Annotated in this window: 18 protein-coding genes; 4 read left to right on the plus strand and 14 right to left on the minus strand. The window is 60.9% G+C overall.

Features of this window, described 5'->3' with window-relative positions; translation table 11 throughout:
* The first annotated feature begins 145 nt into the window (after positions 1 to 145).
* A complete protein-coding gene (gene dapA / locus TRM7557_RS04570) occupies positions 146 to 1,018 on the plus strand; it encodes a 4-hydroxy-tetrahydrodipicolinate synthase (RefSeq protein ID WP_058289039.1) in 873 nt (290 codons plus the stop codon).
* Between the two features lie 280 nt (positions 1,019 to 1,298).
* Here dapA and TRM7557_RS04575 read toward each other — a convergent pair whose 3' ends face one another.
* The 10 genes from TRM7557_RS04575 to pdxR all read right to left on the minus strand — a co-directional run bounded on the left by TRM7557_RS04575 (position 1,299) and on the right by pdxR (position 13,929).
* A complete protein-coding gene (locus tag TRM7557_RS04575) occupies positions 1,299 to 2,168 on the minus strand; it encodes a sigma-70 family RNA polymerase sigma factor (protein ID WP_110590848.1) in 870 nt (289 codons plus the stop codon).
* Positions 2,169 to 2,188: 20 nt separating this feature from the next.
* Positions 2,189 to 2,662 (minus strand): carboxymuconolactone decarboxylase family protein, encoded by a 474-nt coding sequence (locus tag TRM7557_RS04580; protein WP_058289041.1) that lies wholly within the window; start codon positions 2,660 to 2,662, stop codon positions 2,189 to 2,191.
* A 78-nt stretch (positions 2,663 to 2,740) separates the two neighbouring features.
* A complete protein-coding gene (locus tag TRM7557_RS04585; RefSeq protein ID WP_058289042.1) occupies positions 2,741 to 3,628 on the minus strand; it encodes a dimethyl sulfoxide reductase anchor subunit family protein in 888 nt (295 codons plus the stop codon).
* Positions 3,628 to 4,419, minus strand: a complete 792-nt coding sequence (locus TRM7557_RS04590; RefSeq protein WP_058289043.1) for a 4Fe-4S dicluster domain-containing protein — start codon at positions 4,417 to 4,419, stop codon at positions 3,628 to 3,630. Before TRM7557_RS04590 ends, TRM7557_RS04585 begins: the two co-directional genes overlap by 1 nt.
* An 88-nt stretch (positions 4,420 to 4,507) precedes the next feature.
* The gene (locus TRM7557_RS04595; protein WP_074942070.1) at positions 4,508 to 7,330 is read right to left on the minus strand and encodes a molybdopterin oxidoreductase family protein; all 2,823 of its coding nucleotides are present in this window, start codon (positions 7,328 to 7,330) and stop codon (positions 4,508 to 4,510) included.
* A gap of 21 nt (positions 7,331 to 7,351) precedes the next feature.
* On the minus strand, positions 7,352 to 8,359 hold the full coding sequence (locus tag TRM7557_RS04600) for a YeiH family protein (RefSeq protein ID WP_058289145.1): 1,008 nt from the start codon (positions 8,357 to 8,359) through the stop codon (positions 7,352 to 7,354).
* 167 nt (positions 8,360 to 8,526) lie between these two features.
* A complete protein-coding gene (locus TRM7557_RS04605; RefSeq protein WP_058289044.1) occupies positions 8,527 to 9,708 on the minus strand; it encodes an acetate/propionate family kinase in 1,182 nt (393 codons plus the stop codon).
* Complete coding sequence (locus TRM7557_RS04610) at positions 9,708 to 10,463, minus strand: TSUP family transporter (protein ID WP_058289045.1); 756 nt, start codon at positions 10,461 to 10,463, stop codon at positions 9,708 to 9,710. The genes TRM7557_RS04605 and TRM7557_RS04610 overlap by 1 nt, the downstream gene beginning before the upstream one ends.
* 5 nt (positions 10,464 to 10,468) lie before the next feature.
* Positions 10,469 to 12,247, minus strand: a complete 1,779-nt coding sequence (xsc, locus tag TRM7557_RS04615) for a sulfoacetaldehyde acetyltransferase (protein ID WP_058289046.1) — start codon at positions 12,245 to 12,247, stop codon at positions 10,469 to 10,471.
* Between the two features lie 194 nt (positions 12,248 to 12,441).
* A complete protein-coding gene (gene pdxR / locus TRM7557_RS04620; protein WP_058289047.1) occupies positions 12,442 to 13,929 on the minus strand; it encodes a MocR-like pyridoxine biosynthesis transcription factor PdxR in 1,488 nt (495 codons plus the stop codon).
* A gap of 200 nt (positions 13,930 to 14,129) precedes the next feature.
* On the opposite strand from pdxR, the gene TRM7557_RS04625 reads away from it, so the two are divergent.
* The 3 genes from TRM7557_RS04625 (at position 14,130) to TRM7557_RS04635 (ending at position 16,853) form a co-directional block, all read left to right on the plus strand.
* Positions 14,130 to 14,462 (plus strand): ArsR/SmtB family transcription factor, encoded by a 333-nt coding sequence (locus TRM7557_RS04625; protein WP_058289048.1) that lies wholly within the window; start codon positions 14,130 to 14,132, stop codon positions 14,460 to 14,462.
* Complete coding sequence (locus TRM7557_RS04630) at positions 14,455 to 15,495, plus strand: permease (RefSeq protein ID WP_058289049.1); 1,041 nt, start codon at positions 14,455 to 14,457, stop codon at positions 15,493 to 15,495. Before TRM7557_RS04625 ends, TRM7557_RS04630 begins: the two co-directional genes overlap by 8 nt.
* Positions 15,496 to 15,833: 338 nt before the next feature.
* On the plus strand, positions 15,834 to 16,853 hold the full coding sequence (locus TRM7557_RS04635) for an IS110 family RNA-guided transposase (RefSeq protein WP_058288881.1): 1,020 nt from the start codon (positions 15,834 to 15,836) through the stop codon (positions 16,851 to 16,853).
* A 343-nt stretch (positions 16,854 to 17,196) separates the two neighbouring features.
* Here TRM7557_RS04635 and TRM7557_RS04640 read toward each other — a convergent pair whose 3' ends face one another.
* From TRM7557_RS04640 to TRM7557_RS04655, 4 genes are read right to left on the minus strand one after another with little or no spacing between them, the layout of a single operon-like run.
* A complete protein-coding gene (locus TRM7557_RS04640; RefSeq protein ID WP_058289050.1) occupies positions 17,197 to 17,487 on the minus strand; it encodes a PAAR domain-containing protein in 291 nt (96 codons plus the stop codon).
* Positions 17,487 to 18,119, minus strand: a complete 633-nt coding sequence (locus TRM7557_RS04645) for a hypothetical protein (RefSeq protein WP_058289051.1) — start codon at positions 18,117 to 18,119, stop codon at positions 17,487 to 17,489. Before TRM7557_RS04645 ends, TRM7557_RS04640 begins: the two co-directional genes overlap by 1 nt.
* A complete protein-coding gene (locus TRM7557_RS04650; protein WP_131727517.1) occupies positions 18,119 to 19,063 on the minus strand; it encodes a hypothetical protein in 945 nt (314 codons plus the stop codon). The genes TRM7557_RS04645 and TRM7557_RS04650 overlap by 1 nt, the downstream gene beginning before the upstream one ends.
* Positions 19,063 to 19,599 carry a hypothetical protein gene (locus tag TRM7557_RS04655; RefSeq protein ID WP_058289053.1) on the minus strand — a complete coding sequence of 179 codons (537 nt, stop codon included), beginning with the start codon at positions 19,597 to 19,599 and terminating at the stop codon, positions 19,063 to 19,065. The genes TRM7557_RS04650 and TRM7557_RS04655 overlap by 1 nt, the downstream gene beginning before the upstream one ends.
* Positions 19,600 to 19,704: the final 105 nt, after the last annotated feature.

Raw genomic sequence — 19,704 nt, forward strand, 5'->3', positions numbered from 1 at the left:
TTGCAATTTCCCTGCCTCCGGGGCTAGAGCCTGAGACGATAATGTTTGCGCAGCCGGTATCAACTCAAATCCCCGGCATTTTGTGCAAAACAGGCGGCGGATTGCCGCCATCGACGTGAATGAAACTTAACTCGGGAGAGCACCCATGTTCAAAGGCTCCATGCCTGCCCTCGTCACCCCTTTCCGTAACGGTGAAGTGGATGTGGAGACGCTCAAACACCTGGTTGAGTGGCACATCGCCGAAGGCTCTTCTGCGCTGGTTCCCGTGGGCACCACCGGTGAAAGCCCGACCCTGACCCATGACGAACATGAGATGGTCATCGATGTGGTGGTCAAAGCCGCCGCTGGGCGCGTGCCGGTGATTGCGGGCGCGGGGTCGAACAACACGCTGGAAGGCATCCGCTTTGTCGAATTTGCCAAGAAAGTCGGCGCCGATGCGGCGCTGGTGGTGACGCCTTACTACAACAAGCCGACCCAGCGCGGCATGGTGGCCCATTTCACCGCCCTGCATGACTGCGCTGATATTCCGATCTTCATCTACAACATCCCCGGCCGGTCCGTGGTTGATATGACCCCGGAAACCATGGGCGAGCTGGCAAAGCTTGACCGGATCATCGGTGTCAAAGACGCCACCGGCGATCTGGCCCGTGTGTCGCAGCAGCGCGGCACCTGTGGGGCAGACTTCATCCAGCTGTCCGGTGAGGACGCAACCGCGCTGGGCTTCAATGCCCATGGCGGTCAGGGCGCGATCTCGGTCACGGCCAATGTGGCGCCGAAGCTTTGTGCGGAATTCCAGGCCGCAACGCTGGCGGGGGACTACAAAACCGCGCTCGAATATCAGGACCGCCTGATGCCGCTGCATGAAGCGATCTTTATTGAGCCCGGTCTGGTTGGCGCGAAATACGCCATGTCCAAGCTGGACCTGTGTTCCGACGAGGTGCGCCTGCCGCTGACCGGTCTGACCGATGAGACCAAAGCCGTGATCGACGCTGCCATGGCGCATGCGGGTCTGCTGTAAACTGACGTGATTTAGACACGCCGAAAGGGCCGGGACGCTGCCAGCGTTCCGGTCTTTTTCGTTTCGGGTCTCTGGTCGGTGTCGTGCCGGGGGAGAGGTCCCAGAGTGGCGGCGCCGCCGGGTGGGCGGAAGTGGCAGGGCGTATCCGCCCTATGTGCTAAACGTTGTCTCTGCACAGCCCCAAAGATGGGGGCCGGGTCCTGATGATCGCGATCGAGGTCAGAGTAAGGGGCAGCCGTTGCCATCCCCTCAGCAGGGCGCGCGCGCGGCGCGCAACACCCTAGGACGGCGTGTCCAGCAGCGGGGCAAGATGCGCCGTCTTTTCGGGGTTTCGGACCACATAGATGCGGGTGATCTGACCGTCTTGGATTTCGACCGAGGTGGCCTGCACCAGACCGGCGTTTTCCTGATCGCTGACAATCCCTGGCAGACCGTTCAGATGGCAGAACTGCCAGCGCCCGTCGGTCCCGGTGGTGCCTTTGCGGGCAAGACCCGCAAAAAAGCGCAGCAGCCGGTCGCGCCCGTGGATCACATTGATCGCAGCGACCACCTTGCCGCCGCCGTCGGTGGCGATCTGCGCATCCTGCGCCAGCAACCGGGCCAATGTTTTGGTGTCGCCGGTGCGGCTGGCCTGAAAGAACGCGCGGGTGATCGCGGCCCCGTCTTGGGCGCTGACCACGCTGCGCGGGCGCAGATCCTGCAGATGGCTGCGGGCGCGTTCCACCAGTTTGCGACAGGCTGCGGGGCTTCGGTCCAATGTGGCGGCGACCTCGGCGTAGTCGGTGTCAAACACATCGCGCAGCAGAAAGGCCGCGCGCTCCAGCGGTGTCAGCCGTTCCAGCGCCATCAGCAAGGCAACCGAGACATCGTGGTCAATGCGGTCAATCGGACCATCGGTGACAATGGGTTCGGGCAGCCATGCGCCGGGGTAGTCCGCGCGTTGGCGTTTGGCGCGGCGCAGATGATCGAGACAGAGGTTGGTGGTGATGCGGATCAGATAGGCGACCGGGTCGTCAATCTGATGTGGGTCGCAGCCCTGCCAGCGCAGAAAGCAATCCTGTAGCACATCATCAGCGTCATGCACCGTGCCCAACATGCGGTAAGCGACCGCGAAAAGACGCGGCCGCAGCGACAGAAAATCTTCTGTCATTTGATGTTCAGACGCCGTGGTCACGCAGCTGCTGCCCCCTCGGGCAGAGCATGCGGCATGCGAAATCCGATCGCAATGCGGTTCCAGGTGTTGATGGCACTGATCAGCAGGCTCAGCGCGACCTGTTCGCGGGGCGCGAAATGGGCGGCGATCTGGGCGTAATCGGCGTCCGGCGCCTGCGAGGTTTCAATCCGGGTCAGCGCCTCGGTCCAGGCCAATGCGGCGCGTTCGCGCGGGCTGTAGACCGAGGCCTCGCTCCAGGCGTTTAGCAGATACAGCCGTTCGTCGCGTTCGCCATGCGCCTTGGCGTCCTGCCAGTGCATATTGATGCAGAAGGCGCAGCCATTGATCTGCGAGGCGCGCAGTTTCACCAATTCGATCAGACTGTGTTCAAGGCCACTGTCTTTGAGCAGGGTTTCCTGATCCATCATGGGGCGGAACAGGTCTCCGGCGATGGCAAAATGGTCAATGCGCGGGGCGTGTGTGTCAGACATGTTTGTCTCCTGTTTTGCGATGTCTGCACCAAGGACGCAGGCGCGCCCTTGGCTGTGACATGTCAGGAGAAAAAAACTTCAGCGTTTGCCGTAATAGAGACCGACCACATGCTCGGCCTCGGCAAAGAACAGCCAGCGGCAGCAGAAGACGCCCGCGATGTGCGACACCACCGCCAGTCCCGCCAGCGTGTGTTTCAGCGCAAGGCCCGAGACCGGCAGCAGCAGGAACAAGAGCGGCAGCACAAAGGCGAGCGAGACCCCGATCACTCGCAGCTTGAGGCTGTGTTTGCGGCCCACCACATGCACAAATTCCCGAAGCAGGTAATTGCTGCCGGTGTGCGGCGGTTCAAACGCGCGCACCGCGCCACGGTCGCCCAACCCGGTGGCGGAGCCAATGTCACTGCCCGCCGTGGCAAACGCCCGGTCGCCGCGCTGCCAATAGGCCAGCGCCACGGCGCCTGCGATCAGCAGCAGCCACGTGGCCAGCGTTTCCTGACCGGCCAGCAGCGCACCGCCTGCCAGCGCGAATGTCAGGAACTTCACCGGCACCAGCGCCATGTTCCAGCGCGGAATGGTCTTCAGCTGCGCATAGATCATCGAGGTGGTGAACACGGTTGTCAGCGACAGCATAGCGCCAATGCCGCCCAGAAACTGCCAGTCGGCGGCATAAAAAATGCGCCCAATCGCATAAAGACCCATGATCAAGAGGGCGGCCACGGCCGCGCAGCCTTCGCGGCTCAGCCAGCTGCTGCGCCACTGGGTGAACGCCTTCCATGCGCGTTCGGGATGCCCAAGGTGGAAGGTCGAGGCCAGAAGCCCGCCCACCGCCAGCGCGTAAGCCAAGGCAAAGAACACAAACGCCACCCCGCCCGTGGCACCGGGCATGCCGAGGCCGAGGAAAAACAACAGCCCAAAGCCAAGGCCCGAGAGCGTGGTGAAAACAATAACTGAAGGGGCTGGATGCATCAGTTCGATCCTCCAGAAGAATTTCCGGGTAGGGCGTCGAGCGCCTTGTCGAGCCAGCCAAGGAAGCCTTTGGGTTCTTCGGCGACGGGGGCGAGCAGGGGGGCAAGCACGTCGATGTCGCCCAGCTGATCCTTGGGGCGGGGCGGCAGGTATTTGTTCACGGGCCGCGTGCCCTGTTCCGGCATCAGATCCATGCCACCCCGTTCGGCCACGAGTTTGGAGACATCCGAAGTCGGGTCGCCAAGGTCGCCAAAGTGGCGCGCGCCTGCAGGACAGGTGCGCACGCAGGAGGGTACGCGGTCCTCTTCGGGGAGGTTTTCATTGTAGATCCGGTCAACGCAGAGGGTGCATTTCTTCATCACCCCTTCGGCCAGATCAAGCTCGCGCGCACCATAGGGGCAGGACCATGCACAGAGGCCACAGCCGATGCAGTCGCTCTCGTTCACCAGAACAATGCCGTCCTCGACCCTTTTGTAGCTGGCGCCTGTCGGGCAGACGGTCACGCAGGGCGCGTCCTCGCAGTGGAGGCAGGATTTTGGGAAATGCACCAGCTGCGCTGTGGGGCTGGGCTGGGCGCTGCAGGGGGCGGGCTGGACCTCGAAGGAATGCACGCGGTTCAGGAAGGTGCCGGAGGGGTCGGCGCCATAGGGGTCCTGATCGCTGAGCGGCGCGCCATAGTTTTCGGTGTTCCAACCTTTGCAGGAGATCACACAGGCATGGCAGCCGACACAGGTGTCGAGGTCAATGACGAGACCGAGTTTGCGGTCGGTGGTTGTGGGCAGGTCGGTCATTGGGTCTGGCCTCCTGACGTGTGGCGGATGTTGCGGCGGGGCGCTGCCCCGCACCCCGGAGTATTTTGGGCCAAAAGAAGGATCTGGGTCATTTTCCAACCTTCCATGTGAGCGCGTCGGGGGCGGTGGGGACAGGCGATTTTAGCGGGTCGAGGGCCGGTTGGCTCTGCTCCAGATCGTCTGGCGGGGCGGCTTTTTCGATTTTGACCTTGAGGTCGAACCACGCGGCCTGACCGGTGATCGGGTCGGAGTTTGCCCATCGCAGCCCGTCGCCTTTGGGCGGCAGAAGTTCGTGGATCAGGTGGTTCAGCAGGAACCCTTTGGTGGCCTCGGGCGCGTCTTCGTCCAGCGCCCAGGCGCCTTTGCGTTTGCCGATCGCGTTCCAGGTCCAGACGGTGTTGTCGTTGAGTGCGGCCATCTCCATCACCGGGACGGTGATTTCGCCGTGGGGCGAGGTGACGCGGGCCCAGTCGCCGTCGCTGAGGCCATTATCGCGCATCAGTTTTGTCGGCACGTACAAGGGGTTGCGCCCATGGATCTGCCGCAGCCAGGCGTTCTGGCTGCCCCAGCTGTGATACATGGCCATGGGCCGTTGGGTCAGCGCGTTGACGGTGAAGCCTTCGTTGCCCTGCTGGTCGGTCTCGTACCAGATTGGCAGCGGCGTCATGGTGTCTTTGATCCGCTGGCGCAGGTGTTCGGGCGGTTGGCGGTCGCCGTGGCCTTCGGCGGCCAGTTGGAACTTGCGCATGGGTTCGCAGTAGAGCTGGAACAGATAGGGTTGCGGGCTGTCGAACAGGCCCAGATCCACCGCCCAATCCTGATAGGCGCGGTTCCAGGGTTTGTAATAGGCGCCTTCCTCGGGCACATGGGTCAGGAAGAAGCCGCCATTGTCGATGTACTTGTTGAGCTGATCGGGGTTCACTGCGCCGCGGCCTACCTTGTCGCCGTCCTCACCCCGGAAGCCCGCCAGCGGGCCAATGCCCGGTTTGCGTTCGTGGTTGACGATATAGTCAGCGTAGTCTTTCCACTTGGCGCTGCCGTCCTCATGGGTGAAGCCCGGCAGCTTCATCTTATTGGCAAGCTGCACCAGCACCGACTGGAAGCCGCGCACGTCACGGTCGGGTTCGACCACCGGCCAGCGGATTGCGTCTGCGGCGCCATCAGCCTCGCAGATCGGGCGGTCAAGGAGCGAGATACAGTCGTGGCGTTCGAGGTAGGTGGTGTCCGGCAGGATCAGGTCGGCATAGGCCACCATTTCGGAGCTATAGGCGTCGGAGTAGATGATCCGGGGGATCACATATTCCCCGTCCTCATCCTTGTCGGTCAGCATCTCGATCACGCCGCGCGTGTTCATCGAGGAGTTCCACGACATATTCGCCATATACATAAACAGCGTGTCGATCTTGTAGGGATCACCGGCGTGGGCGTTGGAGATCACCATATGCATCAGCCCGTGGCTGGACATGGGGTTTTCCCAAGTGAACGCCTTGTCGATGCGGGCAGGGCTGCCGTCCGTTTTCAGGGCCAGATGTTCGGGGCCGTGGACGAACCCCAGATGCGGCCCGTCGAGCGGTTTGTTGGGGGTGACGCGGCAGTGGGGCGCGGGGTGGGCCTCGGGCGGTTTGGGGTAGGGCGGTTTGAAGCGGAAGCCACCGGGGACCTCGACCGTGCCGAGGATGATCTGCAGCACATGCAGCGCGCGGCAGGTTTGGAAGCCATTCGCGTGCGCCGAAACCCCGCGCATGGCGTGCATGGACACGGGCCGGCCGACCATGGATTTATGCACGTCGCCGCGGAAATCGGTCCATTGCTGATCAAGCTCAAACGCCTCTTCAAACGCGACGCGGGCCAGCTCAGCCGCGATGGCGCGGATGCGGGGGGCGGGGATGCCGCAGCGGTCGGCCACGGCTTCGGGGGCGTGCGCGTCCTTCAGGTATTCTTCCGCCATCAGCTGGAAGACCGAGACATGGGTCACGTCGCCCATCTGGAAGGACCCGCCGAGATCCGGGCGCACGCCTTTCATGTCAAAGGGCGCGAGCTTGCCGGTGGTGCGGTTGATCACCAAGGGCGCACCGGTGTCGTCGCGCAGGAACAACCCGTAATCGGGGCTTTCCGGGTCCCGGTTCACCAGCACCGGCGCATTGGTGAAGCGCGAGAGATATTCGAGGTCGATTTTCCCCGCCTTCATCAGGCAGTGGATCAGCGACAGGATGAACAGACCATCGGTGCCCGGCGTAATGCCGACCCAGTCATCAGCCACCGCGTTATAGCCAGAGCGGATCGGGTTGACGCCAATGACGCGTGCGCCGCGGGCTTTGATCTTGCCAATGCCCATTTTGATCGGGTTGCTGTCATGGTCTTCGGCGACGCCAAACAGCATGAACAGCTTGGTGTGGTCCCAGTCGGGCTGGCCGAACTCCCAGAAGGCGCCGCCCATCGTGTAGATGCCGGCGGTTGCCATGTTCACCGAACAGAACCCGCCATGGGCGGCGTAGTTGCAGGTGCCAAAGTTCTGCGCCCAGAAGCTGGTGAAAGACTGTGATTGGTCACGGCCGGTAAAGAACGCCAGCTTTTCGGGATTGTCCTTGCGGATGGGCTCCAGCCAGCCGGCGGCGATGTCCAGCGCCTCGTCCCAAGAGATCTCCTCGAACTCTCCGGACCCGCGCGGGCCGACCCGTTTCAGGGGCGCGCGCAGGCGAGAGGGCGCATTGTGTTGCATGATCCCGGCGGATCCTTTTGCACACAAGACGCCCTTGTTTACGGGATGGTCGCGGTTGCCCTCAATGTAGGCAACCTTGCCGTCCTTCATATGAACATTGATACCGCATCGGCAGGCACACATGTAACAGGTGGTCTGTCGGATTTCGTCCGAGACCTTGGGGGATGTTTCCACCCGTGGCTGTGTTGTCATGTTTCCTCCCTTGGCGATGGCTTAGGTCAAAAGCGAGATCCCTGTCAGAATGAAGCCTGCAATGAACAGGGTCTCGATCACAATAAGTGCGATGGCGGCGGCCCCGACAGAGAGCACCTGCTTGAGGTTGCTCTTCATGCCGACGGCGGCAATGGCGATCAGCAGGAGCCAACGGGAGGCATCGCTGAGGGTGTTGGCGAGTGCTTCGGGGATCACACCGAAGGAATTCAGGCCCGCCAGAACAATAAAGGCGATGACAAAGCCGGGCAGCAGCGGTGGCTGTTTGCCGTCGGATTTCTCAGACACATAGGCGCGGATCAGAAGCGAGGCGACCAGAACCACCGGGGCCAGCATGGAGACACGGATCAGTTTCACCAGCGTTGCGGTGTCGCCGGTTTCCTCGGAAATCGAGAAGCCCGCGCCGACAACCTGTGCCACATCGTGGATGGTCCCGCCGAGGAAAACACCCGCCTGAATGTGGTTGAACTCCAGATAGTTGGACAGGATCGGATAGGCGATCATGGCAATGGTGGACAGGACGGTCACGCCCATCACGGTAAAGATCAGCCGTTCTTCCGACCGGCCATCGCGCGGCAGGATGGCGCCAATGGCCATCGCAGCCGAAGCGCCACAGATCGCCACGGACCCGGCGGTCAGCAGGGCAAAGCGCCACTGGTGGCCAAAGAACCGCGCAACCAGCAGGCCAAAGCCAATGGTTGCCACAACACCGCCAATGGTCAGCGCGATCAGCGGCAGGCCCAGACCGGCCAGAACCATCATCGACACGCGTACACCCAGAAGGGCCACACCCAGACGCAGCAGCGAGCGGGCGGAAAAGGCGACGCCGGGCACGGTTTTGCCCTCTTCCCCCAGAAAGCTGACCGCGATGCCCAAAAGCAGCGCCAGCAGCATGGCGGGGGTGTCGTAATGTTCCGACAGGAACTTCGCCGAGGCGGCGACAATCACGGAAACGGCGATCCCCGGAAACAGCTCCTGCGCGCGGGCGTGCAGGGTCTGGACAAAGGGAATGGAGAGGAGCTTGGCGGCGGCTTGGGTCACGATGGTCTTCCGGGTCTTGGACTCAGGAGGAGTGAGTCAATTGGTGCATCATTTGTGTATCAATTCTGCCCAGGGCTTCAAGGTGAAACAATCGTTCCCAAAAAGCCTCTATCACAGATACGACATTTCGCCGAACCCTATCCCGGAGGGACCTTTTGCTTGGGGTCGAAAGCGAAGGTTTGCAGTCTTTTCGCGGCATCCAGCGCGATCTGGCGTTCTTCGTCTGCGGGGATAATCCAGGCGGCCACGCGGCTTTTGGGGTGGTGCAATTGTGTGGCCTTGGCGGTGTTTGCCTCTGAATCGGGGCGCAGGCCAAGGAAGGACAGCCCGCCCAGGATTGCGCCGCGCACATAGGCGTCGTTTTCGCCAATGCCGCCGGTGAACACCACCGCGTCCACCCCCCCCATTGCGGCCACCAGACTGCCTGCGTGGCGCACCGCCCAGTGGCAGAAATGGTCGATGGCAAACTGTGCCTCAGCCGTGCCGGCCTGTCCCAGCGCGCGCATGTCCGAGAGGCCACCGGACAGGCCCTTGAGGCCGCTTTGGTTGTTCAGAAGGGTGCGGGTGGCGTCGATGCCGTCTTCTTCGGCCAGACGCAGCACGGCGTTGGCGTCAATCTGGCCCGCGCGGGTGCCCATGGTCAGCCCTTCCAGCGGCGAATAGCCCATGGTGGTGGCCACGGATCTGCCGTTCAGGATCGCGCAGGCCGAGGCGCCATTGCCAAGGTGGAACGCCAGCACGCGGGCGGGCAGATTGGTGCCAGTCACGTCCGCCCAACGGCGCATGAGGGCGGCATAAGAGGTGCCATGAAACCCATAGCGGCGGATGCCGCGGGCGGTCACTTCGGCCGGGACCGCGTAGGTCGTGGCGATATCCGGGTTGGTGGCGTGAAAGGCGGTGTCAAAGCTCGCGAATTGCGCAAGGCCGGGCGCGTGGCGGCTGATCGCATCAATGCCCGACAGCGCATGCGGGTTGTGCAAAGGTGCGAGTGGCACGGCGGCTTCGATCTGGGCGCGCACATCGGGTGTGATCTCGCAGGCCTCTTTCAGTGTCGCGCCGCCATGCACCACCCGGTGGGCGGCGGCGGCGAGCTGGTCGCGGTCTATGCCTGCCTCGGCCAGCGCGTCCAGCACCGCCTCCAAGGCGGTGGCATGGTCGGGCAGCGGGCGGGTGATGTCGTGATCGCCACAGGTCAGCCGGCCTGCATCGGTGCCAATGCCTTCGGCCTGACCGTGCAGGATCTCGGTCAGGGCGGCATCAAAGACGGCAAATTTCACCGAGGAAGAGCCGGTGTTCAGAACCAGAATGTTTTGGGGCATCAGATCAGCCTCGCAATGTTCAGGGCCGCCAATGCAGCGAGCATCCAGAGTGTCAGGCGCCGGAACTGCACCGGCGTAATTCGGTCAAACCCAAGCGATCCGACCCAGACCCCAAGCCCGAGGATCGGGAAGGCCATGAGCGCGGCCTTGGCGGTGTCTGCTCCCACCAGCCCGTGACCGGCCATGATCGGCAAAGACAGGATGTCGAGCCCGGTCAGAAACACAATCATCGTGGCGCGAAAGGCCGCCGGTCGCATCGACTGGGCGGCCAGCGCGCCTGCGGTGGGAAGGCCGCCGACACCCGCGCCATTGGCGGCACCGGCCACAATTCCGACGGCAAAATGACCGCGCGGGCCAAGGTCCCGTTCCAACTGCCAGCCCGTCAGCAGGAACAGGCACAGCGTCAGAACAAGACCGGAAATCATCAGCCGCGCCAGAGAGGGGTCCAGCGCGGCCAGAAACCCCACCGCTGGCCACAGTGCAACAGCGGCGCCAGCCAAAAGCGGGATCGTGCGGCGCCAGTCCACATGGGGGCGGATGCCGCGGGCTTGAAAGAGGGTCATTGCAATCTCGCAGGCAAAGACCACTGGGATCAATGGCAGCGGATTGGTGACCACCGCTGCCATCAGGATAAAGATCGCGGAAAATCCAAAACCGGATAAACCCCGCACCACCGCCGCCAGAAAAAGCGCTGCACAGAGGAAGAGCCCCTGCGCAGCGGCCAGTTGGAACGGAAGTTCCGGGGAGAAATCCATATGGATCAGTCGACCTGCTGGGGACGCATGTCTTCGGCCGAGATGCCAGCAACCGCAACCGGCTGCTTCATCGCGTCACGGCGGAAGGGTTCGCCCAGTTCCTGGTTGATCATGGCTTCAATCAGGGTGGTGATGCCGTTCTTCTGGTCTTCGACCGCCTGATGCAGCGCCGAGGTCAGCTCGTCCATGGTGCGGGCGACAACGCCCTTCAGGCCACAGGCGTTTGCGATGCCCGCATAAGACACCTGCTGGTCGAGTTCGGTGCCGACGAAGTTGTCGTTGAACCACAGGGTGGAGTTCCGCTTTTCCGCGCCCCACTGATAGTTGCGGAAGACAACCTGCGTCACTGCGGGCCATTCGTTGCGACCGATGGCGGTCAGTTCGTTCACGGCGATACCAAAGGCACCGTCGCCCGCGAAACCAACAACCGGCACATCGGGGCAGCCGATCTTGGCGCCCATGACCGCAGGCAGACCGTAGCCGCAGGGGCCGAACAGGCCGGGGGCGAGGTATTTGCGGCCCTCGTCAAAATCCGGGTAGGCGTTGCCGATGGCGCAGTTGTTGCCGATGTCCGAAGAGATGATCGCTTCGCGCGGCAGGGCGGATTGGATCGCGCGCCAGGCCATACGGGGGGACATCCAGTCGGGTTTGTCGGCACGGGCGCGCTGGTTCCAGGTTGTGCCCGGATCGTCGTCCTCGTGGTCCATCGACGCGAGCTGCTGGGCCCAGCGGGATTTCTCTTCGGCGATTTTCGCTTTGCGTGCTTCGCGGCCTTCGTCACCAGCGGTGTCCGCAAGCTGCGACAGGATCGAGGTGGCGACTTTGGCGGCGTCGCCGACGATGCCAACCGTGACCTTCTTGGTCAGGCCAATGCGGTCAGGGTTGATGTCGACCTGAATGATCTTGGCGTCTGCGGGCCAGTACTCCATGCCGTAGCCGGGCAGGGTGGAGAAGGGGTTCAGACGGGTGCCAAGGCAAAGAACAACGTCCGCCTGCTTGATCAGCTCCATACCGGCCTTGGAGCCGTTGTAGCCCAGGGGGCCTGCAAACAGCGGGTGGTTGCCGGGGAAGGCGTCATTGTGCTGGTAGCCGACGCAGACCGGCGCATCGAGGCGTTCAGCCAGCGCTTTGGACGCGGCGATGCCACCTTTGGACAGGACCACGCCTGCGCCGTTCAGGATCACCGGGTTCTTGGCGTCGGACAACAGGGCTGCGGCTTCGGCCAGGGCGGTTTCGCCACCGGAGGGACGTTCGAATTCCACGATCGCGGGCAGTTCCACGTCGATCACCTGAGTCCACATGTCACGCGGGATGTTCAGCTGGGCCGGCGCAGAGGCGCGTTTGGCCTGCATGATCACGCGGTTCAGAACCTCGCAGACGCGGGAAGGGTCGCGGACCTCTTCCTGGTAGGCAACCATGTCCTCAAACAGTTTCATCTGTTCAACTTCCTGGAAGCCACCCTGACCGATGGTCTTGTTCGCGGCCTGCGGGGTGACCAGCAGCAGCGGGGTGTGGTTCCAGTAGGCGGTTTTCACGGCGGTCACAAAGTTGGTGATGCCGGGGCCGTTCTGCGCGATCATCATCGACATTTTGCCGGTGGCACGGGTGTAGCCATCGGCCATCATGCCGGCAGAGCCTTCGTGGGCGCAGTCCCAGAAGGTGATACCTGCCTTGGGGAACAGGTCCGAGATCGGCATCATGGCAGAGCCGATAATCCCAAAGGCATGTTCAATGCCATGCATCTGCAGCGTTTTCACAAAGGCTTCTTCGGTGGTCATCCGCATTGGGCTTCTCCTAGTCGTGTGCCGCTGAGGGGGCGGCGTTATGTGTCTGTTTCCCCGAGCCACGCGTTTTCATCGGGTTCACCGATATGAAGAAACGCCGCAGCTTTTCATCAGCATTAGGGACAGGCAGGGGTGTGGGTTAGGGCCAGATCTGGCTCTGCATATAGCCAGTGTGTCGGGCGGGGCGACTGGCCTTAGTCGCCTGCGTCGCGCAAAGCTTCCGCAAGCAGTGCAATTCCCGCAGGAATCCGGCTTGCAGGGATCGAGGAATAGCCCAAGCGGTAGTAATGCAGCGGCTGATGCGGGGCAGAGAAAAAGGGCGCGCCGGGTTCAATAAACACGCCTTTGCTGCGCAAAGATCGGGCAACTGGACCCATATCGAGGTGCGCAGGCCCCTCCATCCACAGCGACGAGCCACCGCTGGCGCCATGTTTGCCGAGTCGCACCTTGGTCAGCCCGTGTTTGGCAATGGCGTCTTCCAGAACTTCGCGGCGTTCCTGCAGGACGCGCGCGGTGCGGCGAATCTGGGCGTCGTAGTGCCCAAGCGACAGGAAATAGGCGACGGTGCGCTGAATATGGCCCGGCGGGTGGCGCAGCACATTGGCCCGCAGGGCGCGCGCCTGACGAATAAACGCCTCGGACCCCACCAAATAGCCCAGCCGCAGACCCGGAAACAGCGATTTGGAGAAACTGCCGAGGTAGATCACCCGCCCATCCGCATCGATCGATTTCAGCGCCGGCGAGGGGGCCGCGCCAAAGGACATCTCGAATTCATAGTCATCTTCGACCACCACCGCGCCAATATCCCGTGCGCGCGCCAGCAGCGCCTTGCGCCGCGCCATCGGCATGGTCACAGTGGTCGGGCTCTGGTGGCTGGGGGTGGTGAAGATCACATCGGTGTCGTCGCCGATCTGGTCGGGGGGCAGGCCCGCATCATCGACGGGGATAATATCCAGCTTGCAGCGGCGATGGGCCAGCTGATCGCGCAGGGTATAGTAACAGGGGTCCTCAATCGCAGCCTTGCGGTTGCGGTTCAGCAGCAGTTCCGAGGTCAGCCACAGCGCGTTCTGCGCCCCAAGGGTGATCAGGATCTCTTCGGGGCGGGCAAGGATGCCGCGCCGGGGCAGGGTATGGCGCGAGATATATTCGAGCAGAAGCGGGTCGTCCTGATCGAAGTAATCGCCGGTCATGGCGGCAAAGTCTTTTTGCCCCAATGCCCGCAGCGCACAAAGCCGCCAGTTGGCGTGGTCAAACAGGGTCTCGTCCGCCTGCCCATAGATGAACGGATAGCGATAGCTGCGCCAGTCCTGCGGCTTGCGGGGGGTATCCCCGCCAGTAAAGCTGCGGGTCAGATGGCGCTGCCAGTCCAGCTGGTCGGCGCTGTCGCGCAGATGCTGGGGCGCGGGCGCATAGCTGGGCGGCACCGGCGCGCTGTCCGAGACAAAATACCCCGACCGGCCGCGCGCAGACAGATAGTCGTTGGCCACCAGTTCCGTATAGGCGAGCGTCACCGTAATCCGACTGACCCCAAGGTGTTTGGCCAGCTTGCGCGAGGAGGGCAGCTTGTCGCCCACCCCAAAGCGGCCCGACAGAATACCGGCGGCGATCAGCTCTTGGATCTGCGCTTGCAGGGTGCCTTGGGCTTCGGGGTTCAGGAAGAAGGTGTCAACGGAAAGGGCCATGCGGCGGAGCCTAGACTGGACTTATGTTGGGGGCAATCTGGACTGTGGCTTGATTTGGCATTTTTATCCGGATCTGCTGTGCAATCGGGCGGCTGTGGCGGCTTGCAACCCGGCCCCTTGTATTGGGGGCGTCTTGAGGGCTTGGCGCGCCGTTCAAATAACCATATAACTAGTTTTGTGGTTGTGATTCGAGAGGCGACATGAACAGTGCAGAGGCAGCGGCAGGATTTGCCGCCATGGGATCAGAGGCGCGGCTGTCGGTGCTGCGGCTGTTGATCCGCGCAGGGGACGCAGGGCTGAGTGTCGGGGATTTGCAGACCCGCAGCGGGCTTGCCGCCTCAACGCTGGCCCATCACCTCAAGGTGCTGGCAGAGGCCGGGGTTGTGACCCAGGAACGTCAAGGGCGCAGCACCCTGTGCCGCGCGAATTTCACCCCGCTGGAGGCACTGGCGGGGTTCATCCTGAGTGAATGCTGCGCCGATGCAGAGGCCAGCACACAAACGGGCCCTCAGATGGAGCAAGCCAATGGTTGAACAGACACAAAACGCGCCTGCGATCAGCCTGGCGCAGGTCCTGAAAAAATGGCTCTGGAGCCCCTGGGCGCTGGGTGCGGCGCTGCTCTTGGCGGTGGCGCTGCTGGATCCGGCGAACCTTGGATCCGTCGCAGGATTTGCCGGATCGGCGCTGGTGTCGACGGCGAAATATATCCTCTTTGCGGTGCTCTTGCTGGCCTATCTGAAGGCCACGGGGGCCGAGGTCATGGTGGCGCGCGCCTTTGAAGGGCGCGAAACGCGAATGATCGTGATGGCCGCGCTGTTTGGCGGGCTTGCGCCGTTCTGTTCCTGCGAAGTCATCCCCTTTGTGGCCGGGCTTCTGGCGCTGGGCGCGCCTTTGTCGGCGGTGATGGCCTTCTGGCTGTCCTCGCCGCTGATTGACCCGCCGACCCTGTTAATTACCGCAGCCGCGCTGGGCTGGCCCTTTGCCATTGCCAAGGCAGTGGCGGCAGTGGCGCTCGGGTTGTTTGGTGGCTTTGTCATCAAGGCGCTGATGGGGCAGGGCGTGTTTGCCCAGCCACTGAAGGCCGCGCCCAAGCAAAGCTGCTGTGGCTGTGGCGCTCCAAAAGAAGAGGAAAAGCCGCTGTGGCGGTTCTGGCAGGAGGCCCCGCGCCGCGACGTGTTCCGTCGGGAGTTCATCCAGAACGGTCTGTTCCTGCTGAAATGGCTGGCCTTTGCCTATGTGCTGGAAGCACTCTTGGTGCATTATGTGGCTGCGGAAACCATTGCCGGTCTGGTCGGTGGCGAGGGCATTGGCCCGATCGCGATTGCCGCTGTGGTCGGGATGCCTGCCTATCTGAACTCTTATGTGGCACCGCCGATGCTGGCGGGGCTGATGACCCAAGGCATGAGCGGCGGCGCGGCGCTGGCGTTCATGGTGGCGGGGGCGGTGAGCTCGGTTCCGGCGATGGCGGCGGTCTGGTCGCTGGTCAAGCCGCAGGTGTTCGCTACCTATCTGGCGCTGGGGGTGACGGGGGCGATTGCGTCGGGGGTCATCTTCCAGCTGATGTAGGCGCCTGAGGCCACTGTTGCGAGGGGGCGCCCCGCCCCCCCCCTTCGCCGGACGCCCAGCCTGCGGCCATCCGCCCACAAGGGGTCAGTTGCGTATAGAGGTGTCTAAAGGGGCGACATCCTGTGGCGAAATTTGGGGTTTCTGTCCCAAGTGAACTGCAAGGCAATGCGCGCAGCAAGCCTTTGATCTGCCCAACAGCGTTTTGGGTCAAGGTTGAGCGGAGTTCAATTGGAACAGCGAAGGTCGGCAGTGCGGATGGGGTGGATGGCGTCTGCACCAAGCGTCGCATTTTGCGGCACACTGCAGAAGTCATCTTCTGTCAGGAAAGGAGCCCCATCATGGAAGTTACGACAATAGGATTGGATCTTGGGAAGGACGTTTTCCAAGTTCACGGTGTCACAGCTGACGGCACGGTTGCCTTCAATCGTTCGATCCGGCGGCGACAATTGCTCAAGTTCTTCGAAGCGTTGCCGCGTTGTCTGGTTGGTATTGAAGCCTGCGGATCTGCGCATCATTGGGCACGTGAGCTGACTGCGATCGGTCATGATGTACGGTTGATGCCTGCCACCTACGTTAAGCCGTATGTTAAACGCGGCAAGACAGACGCCGTTGATGCTGAGGCGATTTGCGAGGCCGTCACACGACCAACGATGCGGTTTGTCGCTGTGAAGTCGAAAGAGCAGCAGGCCCTACTGACCATCCACCGGGTGCGCCAGCTTGTCGTTCGCCAGAAGACCCAGATGTTGAATGTGATCCGTGGTCTTCTGCGTGAGTTTGGTCATGTAATCGGGAACGGACCAGTCGCCGCAATGCGCTTCATCAAGACGTTCCAGACGGATAACTGCCTGGACATGCCTGACGTGGCAAAGAGCATGCTCAAGACGCTCTGCGAACAGGTTAATGCGCTCGATGACCGGGTCACGTTTTACGATAAACTGATCGAGTATCATTCTCGGATCGATGAACGCGCCAAACGCATTAGGACCGTTCCTGGCGTCGGCCCCATCACTGCTTCGGCCATTGTCGCAACCATCGGCGACGGCCAACAGTTCAAGAATGGACGCGAGTTTGCTGCTTGGCTGGGACTTACGCCGCTGAACAAGTCGAGCGGTGGTAAAGAGCGCCTGGGCCGCATAAGCAAGAAGGGAGACCGATACCTTCGACGATTACTCGTGATCGGCATGACCTCTCAAGTTCAGCGTGCCCGTGGCTATCCAGAACGTGTGCACCCTTGGATCATGCAGCTTCTTGAACGCAAACCCGTTCGCCTCGCAACGATTGCTATGGCGAACAAGGCGGCCAGGATCATTTGGGCGATCCTCACCAAAGATACCTACTACCGCCAATCGGCGGCATAGAAGGAGCCGAGAAAACACGAATTGCAAGACGAATGCCATGATGGCACGTGCGGTCATCCGAAAACCTGAAATCCCGTGCTTTGTCCTGAACTCTCAGGTTCGCGTCGCCGATTGGGAACAGGTTTGCGGAACCCATCAAGGCCAGCGGCAAATATCCACGCCGCGATCAAAGGCCGGACACAGGACTGTACTGACCAACCGAGCAATCAACGCATTTTTCTCTTGCAAAGCAGACGCCATCCACACAGGACAAAGCACCATTTCGCTGCATATGTACCAATGGCGGCTTCCAATGTGTTGTCAGTTGAAACAACTCCCAATCTGTAAACCACAGGAAATAGGATTACCCGCCGATAAACACGTCTCCAGACCCATTGGAGATGGAACCGCCACAGTCGATGGCATCGCCGACGCGGCCAGCGGGTTGACCATTGATGAACACGCTGCTGGATCCTGCGGCCAAAGCCCGACCATGCGGCGGGTGTTTGGGCTTTGAATGCGCCGCAAAGGCATCGCCCTTGCGCAGAGCCTCAACGCCATTGGTAAAGACATCGCCACTCCCGGATGTTGCCGGGGTTGGTGGAAAGCCATCGTGACCTGATCCTGTATCGCCATTGCGTCCTGCTGCCGGCATTATACGCGCTCCAATGTATCAAATTCAGTATCTTTAAATGCGGTCGACCAGGCTGTGAGGAGCTCTTGGTCCGGCTGCGGCACTTGGCGCATCTTTGCGTGCAAAAAGGCGGCGATCTCAGGCGGCGCTTTGACCATTATTTCGCGTGGCATGTCAAACACCAGCGGCTCCTTGAGAGCTGCGAGCATGGCGCAAATTGCAATGTGCGAATTGCTGCCTGCTTCGACAATCTCGCTCAAACTATTGGCTTTGGTCAGAAGCGCGGGGTTGAGTAACCGCGCGGGCCGTTCGAATTCTGGTAGCGGTTTGAGAGGAAACCCAGACGTCTCCCAGCCCTCCCACACGTGGGAAATTTCTGCGTCTTTGCACCAAGAACAAGCGATCGCGCTATAAGCAGTCCACCCTGTTGCGGCGCTGAGAGCGCACCAGTTTTCGATTGGCACAGCTTCAAGTCCAGATAGCAACTCTCTCGAGCTGCGGTCCAAATGTCTACGCTCATATTCCAAGTCATCCGACTTCCAAAGATCGCCCCAGCCACGTGCCAATCTGTGCAATTTAGCCCAGATCTCAGGCAATGTTGTATCGTTGACCATGTTCGCGCCCTGCATTGGGCTATAATTTGTATGTGCCATCAATGATTCCAATCAGGCAAATCTTCAGGGCCCGCGTCTGTAAACAAGTCATCCAGGCTGTTCCACTTTTGACCGCTCGGGCGTTCGCCACCGAAAGGATTGACACGGGGCAACGGAAGTGAGTCATCGGTATCAAAGCCGAGTATGTTTTTCTCTGACGGGTCGCGTTTTGTATGCAGGCGGTTCCATTGGGTTATGCTGTAATCTGTTCGATAGGTGTCACGGAAAAAACCCTCTTCCTCGATCAAGAGGTCGCGGGCCTCGGGCATGAAATCCACACAACGCGTTGCACGGATCGGTCCGACAAAGTTTCCGTCTGCATTGATTTTCACAGTGATTAGGGTGCCGCCCAGAAGATGCTGTGCGTTATAGGCAAGCTGCCCCGCCGCATACCCCATCCGATGATGCGTATTCAGCATGATGGGCGTGTCGTTGCTGTCGATTATGAAAACTTCGGAATTCGGGAAGCCGTCTCCGCGCAACGTCGAAGTAATCTGCATTTCCAACACATCAGGGTCGCGATCGATTGCAAAGACAATGGTGCCGCTCAAGTCCAGATAGGGCACCACGAGGTTGTTGAAGGCCCGATTGGGCGTAAAAGCGTGGTTGATTCCACGAAAGTTCCATTGGAAATTACCCGTCTGCATGCCATTTGGGGCGAAGGGGCTGGAAACAAAACTAGCATGTCCTTCAGGCTTGGTTTCAGCTTCAATGTACTCTTCTCTAGTGCCCCCCAAAAACCAAGGCGCAGTACTGGGATCGGAGTTAACATCAAATTCAGTCCATGTAGAGGTCATAAAGTCGACTTGACCAAACGCATATATACGTGATGTCGAACTTAGACTCGCTGAGAATCCACGATTGTCGCCGTGAAAACCTAAGCCACCCAATCCGAATTTTTTATCAGGATGAAACGCTCGCGCGTGGATCACGTAGGCGCTCATTATTCAATCCATTTGAAAGAGGTGCCTGTTAACAGGAAATACAAATTTGACCTAGAAACGCTTTCTACGTCGTTTTCACATCCCCCTGTCGTATCAATTTCAAACTCATTGTAATCGATAAAGCCGTCGGTACGTGTTGAGGTCCGAAGATGCCCATTTTCAAGCATTTCTCTGGTGCCAGATACTGCGGTGATGCCAGTCCCCGTTCGCTTGAAAACCGGATTTCTGCCCAACTTCCCCTCTTGCCCAGAATAAATGAACTGCAGTCCGGCCCGCTCATAGGGTTCGGGCAGATTTATCACCACTGCATTGGGATGTGTTGGATAGATATTGTAGCTCAGAAATTCTGGCGGTTCATCAACAGGCGGCGTGTTTTCGCCCCAGAACACCACGAACTCGCCACAGTAGCCATCCGGAAGAAAAACATGCACTTCGGGTTTGTCCGGTTTGGACGCGCGAGCCCCGTTAATGAATTGCGTACCAAGGCTGATGATCAACGCCAGGGACAGCAAGGCGAGAAAAATATTCTTGAGCATTAGTTCAAATCAATCCGTGATCCATTGAGAGTGATATGGCTACCTTTGATGTTAATCGTTCCATCGCTTTGCGCTTGTATGAGAGTGTCGCCGCAACGAAATTCG

It is taken from the genome of Tritonibacter multivorans, from assembly GCF_001458415.1.
GTDB lineage: Bacteria > Pseudomonadota > Alphaproteobacteria > Rhodobacterales > Rhodobacteraceae > Epibacterium > Epibacterium multivorans.

Excerpts from the sequence above, each read along its gene's own strand:
- TRM7557_RS04605 (WP_058289044.1), bottom strand. The coding sequence starts at position 9,708 with ATGCCCCAAAACATTCTGGTTCTGAACACCGGCTCTTCCTCGGTGAAA.
- TRM7557_RS04655 (WP_058289053.1), bottom strand. The coding sequence starts at position 19,599 with ATGCTCAAGAATATTTTTCTCGCCTTGCTGTCCCTGGCGTTGATCATC.
- TRM7557_RS04595 (WP_074942070.1), bottom strand. The coding sequence starts at position 7,330 with ATGACAACACAGCCACGGGTGGAAACATCCCCCAAGGTCTCGGACGAA.
- TRM7557_RS04650 (WP_131727517.1), bottom strand. The coding sequence starts at position 19,063 with ATGAGCGCCTACGTGATCCACGCGCGAGCGTTTCATCCTGATAAAAAA.
- pdxR (WP_058289047.1), bottom strand. The coding sequence starts at position 13,929 with ATGGCCCTTTCCGTTGACACCTTCTTCCTGAACCCCGAAGCCCAAGGC.
- xsc (WP_058289046.1), bottom strand. The coding sequence starts at position 12,247 with ATGCGGATGACCACCGAAGAAGCCTTTGTGAAAACGCTGCAGATGCAT.
- TRM7557_RS04610 (WP_058289045.1), bottom strand. The coding sequence starts at position 10,463 with ATGGATTTCTCCCCGGAACTTCCGTTCCAACTGGCCGCTGCGCAGGGG.
- TRM7557_RS04640 (WP_058289050.1), bottom strand. The coding sequence starts at position 17,487 with ATGCCGGCAGCAGGACGCAATGGCGATACAGGATCAGGTCACGATGGC.
- TRM7557_RS04580 (WP_058289041.1), bottom strand. The coding sequence starts at position 2,662 with ATGTCTGACACACACGCCCCGCGCATTGACCATTTTGCCATCGCCGGA.
- TRM7557_RS04575 (WP_110590848.1), bottom strand. The coding sequence starts at position 2,168 with ATGACAGAAGATTTTCTGTCGCTGCGGCCGCGTCTTTTCGCGGTCGCT.
- TRM7557_RS04635 (WP_058288881.1), top strand. The coding sequence starts at position 15,834 with ATGGAAGTTACGACAATAGGATTGGATCTTGGGAAGGACGTTTTCCAA.
- TRM7557_RS04585 (WP_058289042.1), bottom strand. The coding sequence starts at position 3,628 with ATGCATCCAGCCCCTTCAGTTATTGTTTTCACCACGCTCTCGGGCCTT.
- dapA (WP_058289039.1), top strand. The coding sequence starts at position 146 with ATGTTCAAAGGCTCCATGCCTGCCCTCGTCACCCCTTTCCGTAACGGT.
- TRM7557_RS04625 (WP_058289048.1), top strand. The coding sequence starts at position 14,130 with ATGAACAGTGCAGAGGCAGCGGCAGGATTTGCCGCCATGGGATCAGAG.
- TRM7557_RS04630 (WP_058289049.1), top strand. The coding sequence starts at position 14,455 with ATGGTTGAACAGACACAAAACGCGCCTGCGATCAGCCTGGCGCAGGTC.
- TRM7557_RS04590 (WP_058289043.1), bottom strand. The coding sequence starts at position 4,419 with ATGACCGACCTGCCCACAACCACCGACCGCAAACTCGGTCTCGTCATT.
- TRM7557_RS04645 (WP_058289051.1), bottom strand. The coding sequence starts at position 18,119 with ATGGCACATACAAATTATAGCCCAATGCAGGGCGCGAACATGGTCAAC.